Here is a 3,497-nt window from a genome sequence, read left to right as displayed (position 1 = left end):
GCGGGAGGTCGTCGCCGTCACTGGCACCGGCCGCGGTGCCGTGCTGGTGGGCGCGGCGGGCATCGCCACCGCCGTGGCGCAGGCCGCTCCGGCGATCCAGGCGCTGGGCACGCTGGCGCCCGCCGTCGCCATCGCGGTCATCCTCGCGGCCGTGGTGGGCGTCCTCGCCTGGCGGCTGCGGCGGCCCGCATGAACGCCTTCGCCGCGGCCATGGACGCGCTGGCCGCGGATCCGAACATCGGTACGGGGGCGAGCTATCGCACGGGCGGGACCGGGGCTCCGGTCCTGCTCCGCGTGGTCCGCTCGGCGCCGGATCGGCTGGGCGACGCCTTCGGCACCAGCGTGATCCAGGCCAGCGATGTCCTGACGGTGGCCATCGCCGTGCTGCCCGCGGTCGAGGCGGACGACACCTTCACCCTCGGCGCCGACACCCTGACCGTCCAGCACGCCGAGCGCGACGCTGCGGGCATCGCCTGGCGCGTCTTCTGCCGCCGATAGGAGCACCGCCATGATCGACCCCGAACGCATCGGCGGCATCGTCGGTGAGGCGCTGCTCGCCGGCGCCCTGGGTGCGCTCGGGGCGATGGCGCGCTTCTCCTCCACCGACCGACCGCTGCTCACCCGCGCCTATCTGCTGCACGCGTTGGCCGGCGGCAGCCTCGGCACCGGCGCCTGGCTGATCGCCCACGCGTTGGAGCTCGACGGCTGGTGGCTGTTTGCCGTCGCGTGGCTGGCCGGCACGCTCGGCTACGCCGCGCTGCACGACCTGCTGCTGCGCATCCTCAGCCGCAAGTTCGGCGGGCGCTGATCCATGCGGCTCGGCGCCAGCATCGTCGGCGACCTGCGCAAGATGCTGGCCGATGAGGTGAAGGCGGGCGAGCGCGCGGCCATGACTGCCATCCGCGCCGAGACGGAGCAGGTGAAGGCCGAGCTGCGCCGCCAGGTCACCAACGCCTTCTCGGGCAACGCGCGCGGTATCGCCAATGCCTGGCGGTCGATGATCTTCCCGCGGAGCGGGCGGTCGCTGCGGCCGGCGGGGCTGGTCTTCACCAAAGTGCCGAACGTCATTGATGCCTTCGAGCGTGGCGCGCTGATCCGCGCCAAGGGTGGGCGGAAGTTCCTCGCCATCCCGACCGGCTTCAACGCGGCGCGTGGGCGCCGGGGACGTGGCGAGAAGGGCATGCGCGTGGCGCCAGCGCAGATGGTCGCCTCCGGCCAAGCCTTCCTCCGGCCCTTCAAGTCGGGCCGAGGGTTCGTCTGGTGCCTGCCGCTGCGCCAGGGCGAACAGACCGGGCGCCGGCGCCGGACCCGTCTCGTGGCGGGCGGCGTCACCGAGGTCGGTACCGCCAATCGCAAGGGCCGCGAGGCCTGGGCGCGCGGCCTGCTGGAGCAGGGGATGGTGCCGATGTTCCTGCTGCTGCCGCAGGTGAAGCTCGCCAAGCGGCTCGACGTGCGCGGCGCGGCCGAGCGCGGGCTGCGCCGGCTTCCCGCCCGGTTCGTGGCGGCCTGGCAACGCGAGAGCGGGAGGTCCGCGTGAGCATCCGCGAGGCAGCCATCGCGGCGCTGCACAGCCGGCTCGTGACGTCGCTGGCCCTCCGGAACCCCGCGCCGCTGGTGCTGCGCGGCGAGACCATCCCGCAGCGCATCCCCGCCGGTGGACTGGTCGTCGTTCGCGACGGCGAGGCGGTGGAGGAGACGCCGATCCTCTCGCCGCTGGCCTGGCAGATCGAGCATCGCGCCGAGGTCGAGATCACCGTCGCCGGCGCAACACCCGCCGCCCGCAACACCCTGCTCGACGCGCTGCTGGTCGATGTCGCCGCGGCCATCGCCGCCAACCGCACGCTGGGCGGCGCGGTCGAATGGGCGCAGCCCGGCAGCGCGTCCTTCGAGGATGTCGAGTTCGAGGGCGCGGCCGCGGCGCGTGCCGCCGCCATCCCCGTCACCCTCTGGTTCACCGTCGCCGGCTCGCCGCTGGCCTGATCCCCCTCCAGGAGAAAGCCCATGCCCCGTGCCATCGGCGCGAATTGCCGCCTGCTCATGCTGCCCGAGACCGTCTACGGCACCGCGCCTGGCAGCAACTGGCGGCGCATGCCATTCCTGTCCTGCGACCTGGGCGCTGAGCAGCCGCTGCTCGATGCCGACGTCATCGGCGTGGGCAGCAACCGCGATCCGGCCGCGCCTTTCCTCGACACGGTGACGGTCGCCGGCCAGGCGGTGGTGCCGGTGGACCTGATCAACATCGGGCACTGGCTGCGGCTCCTTCTCGGCGCGCCCACCACCACCGGCACGACCAACTTCATCCACACCTTCGGCTCGGGCGCGGCATTGCTGCCCAGCAACGCGATGGAGATCGGCTATCCGGACGTCCCGAGCTTCGACGTCTGCACCGGCGTGCGGGCCGACACGCTGGAGATGGACTTCACGCCCACCGGCGCGGCCACCGCTTCCTTCGGGTTGCTCGGCCAAGGCTCGGTGCGGACGGGTGCGACGTCAGGCGGCACGCCAACCAGCGCCGCCTACACAGCCTTCAACAAGGCGCAGGGGTCGATCACCCGCAGCGGCTCGGCGCTGGCGCAGGTTACCGGGGCGCGGCTCACCTACGCCAACGGGATGGAGGCGGTGCGGACCATCCGTGCCGACCGCCGCGTCGAGGGCGTGGATCCCGGCATCGCGCGCTGCACCGGCCAGATCACCGTGCGCTTCGAGAACACGACGCTGCTGGCCCAGGCACAGGCCGGCACCTCGGCGGAATTTGCGCTGGCCTTCACGATCGATGCGAACCGCAGCCTGACCATCACGCTGCACGAGGTCTATCTGGCGCTCGCCAAGACGCCGATCGAAGGGCCGGCCGGGGTGGAGGCAAGCTTCGACTTCAGGGCCGCGTTCAACGCGACGGCGACGCGCATGATGACGGCGGTGCTGCGTAACCAGCAGGCAGCGAGCGAGTACGCATGAGCATTCCGTGACAGGCTGCTTTGGCGCTGACAACAGACAGTCCGTCCAGCATGGCGCAGCAGTGGGAACATGTGTTGCCGGCCTACCGGTATGCCCGGAGCGTGAACAGCCCCTCGGTCACTTGTCTTGGTACGTGGCGAACGATCAACGGACAGGTCTAAGGATTTCGGAGCAACGATCGGAGTGCGCCAACCGTGCATCCGAGCCACTTTGCTTCTACTGCATCACCGGGAGCCCCACATGCCAGCCGCCGTCTCATCGGCATCACCCCGAGCCGCCGAACCTCTCGCCCCATTCGCCACCGAGGCCGAGCGCTGGGCGGCGCTCCGCGCCCGCGACCCGGCGGCCGACGGCCACTTCCTCTACTCGGTCCGCACGACGGGCGTGTACTGCCACCCCTCCTGCGCCGCCCGCCCGGCGCGGCCGGAGAACGTCCGCTTCCACGCGACGCGCGCCGAGGCCGAGGCGGCCGGCTTCCGCCCCTGCCGCCGCTGCCGCCCGGACCTGCCGCCGCGCGCCGAGCGCGAGGCGGCCGTTGTCGC

The 3,497-nt window shown here is 72.3% G+C and carries 7 protein-coding genes; all 7 read left to right on the top strand.

Features of this window, described 5'->3' with window-relative positions:
* Positions 1 to 193 (top strand): hypothetical protein (locus tag ROTAS13_RS27435; protein WP_171979189.1); only part of this gene is annotated, 193 nt, incomplete at its 5' end.
* Positions 190 to 498, top strand: coding sequence for a hypothetical protein (locus ROTAS13_RS21290; protein ID WP_075823335.1), 309 nt, complete (start codon positions 190 to 192; stop codon positions 496 to 498). The genes ROTAS13_RS27435 and ROTAS13_RS21290, both read left to right, overlap by 4 nt.
* Positions 499 to 508: 10 nt before the next feature.
* The gene (locus tag ROTAS13_RS21285; RefSeq protein ID WP_075823334.1) at positions 509 to 808 is read left to right on the top strand and encodes a hypothetical protein; all 300 of its coding nucleotides are present in this window, start codon (positions 509 to 511) and stop codon (positions 806 to 808) included.
* A 3-nt stretch (positions 809 to 811) separates the two neighbouring features.
* A complete protein-coding gene (locus ROTAS13_RS21280; protein WP_075823333.1) occupies positions 812 to 1,537 on the top strand; it encodes a DUF6441 family protein in 726 nt (241 codons plus the stop codon).
* On the top strand, positions 1,534 to 1,980 hold the full coding sequence (locus tag ROTAS13_RS21275; protein WP_075823332.1) for a hypothetical protein: 447 nt from the start codon (positions 1,534 to 1,536) through the stop codon (positions 1,978 to 1,980). Before ROTAS13_RS21280 ends, ROTAS13_RS21275 begins: the two co-directional genes overlap by 4 nt.
* Positions 1,981 to 2,001: 21 nt before the next feature.
* Positions 2,002 to 2,955: a phage tail tube protein gene (locus ROTAS13_RS21270; RefSeq protein WP_075823331.1), complete on the top strand. Its 954-nt coding sequence runs from the start codon at positions 2,002 to 2,004 to the stop codon at positions 2,953 to 2,955.
* A 240-nt stretch (positions 2,956 to 3,195) separates the two neighbouring features.
* Positions 3,196 to 3,497 (top strand): Ada metal-binding domain-containing protein (locus ROTAS13_RS21265; RefSeq protein ID WP_305793729.1); only part of this gene is annotated, 302 nt, incomplete at its 3' end.

This window comes from Roseomonas sp. TAS13 (assembly GCF_001950415.1).
GTDB lineage: Bacteria > Pseudomonadota > Alphaproteobacteria > Acetobacterales > Acetobacteraceae > Roseomonas > Roseomonas mucosa.
Note: the sequence above shows the minus strand (reverse complement) of the source record. Positions and strands in the feature narration are given on the sequence as shown.

Excerpts from the sequence above, each read along its gene's own strand:
- ROTAS13_RS21290 (WP_075823335.1), top strand. The coding sequence starts at position 190 with ATGAACGCCTTCGCCGCGGCCATGGACGCGCTGGCCGCGGATCCGAAC.
- ROTAS13_RS21285 (WP_075823334.1), top strand. The coding sequence starts at position 509 with ATGATCGACCCCGAACGCATCGGCGGCATCGTCGGTGAGGCGCTGCTC.
- ROTAS13_RS21280 (WP_075823333.1), top strand. The coding sequence starts at position 812 with ATGCGGCTCGGCGCCAGCATCGTCGGCGACCTGCGCAAGATGCTGGCC.
- ROTAS13_RS21270 (WP_075823331.1), top strand. The coding sequence starts at position 2,002 with ATGCCCCGTGCCATCGGCGCGAATTGCCGCCTGCTCATGCTGCCCGAG.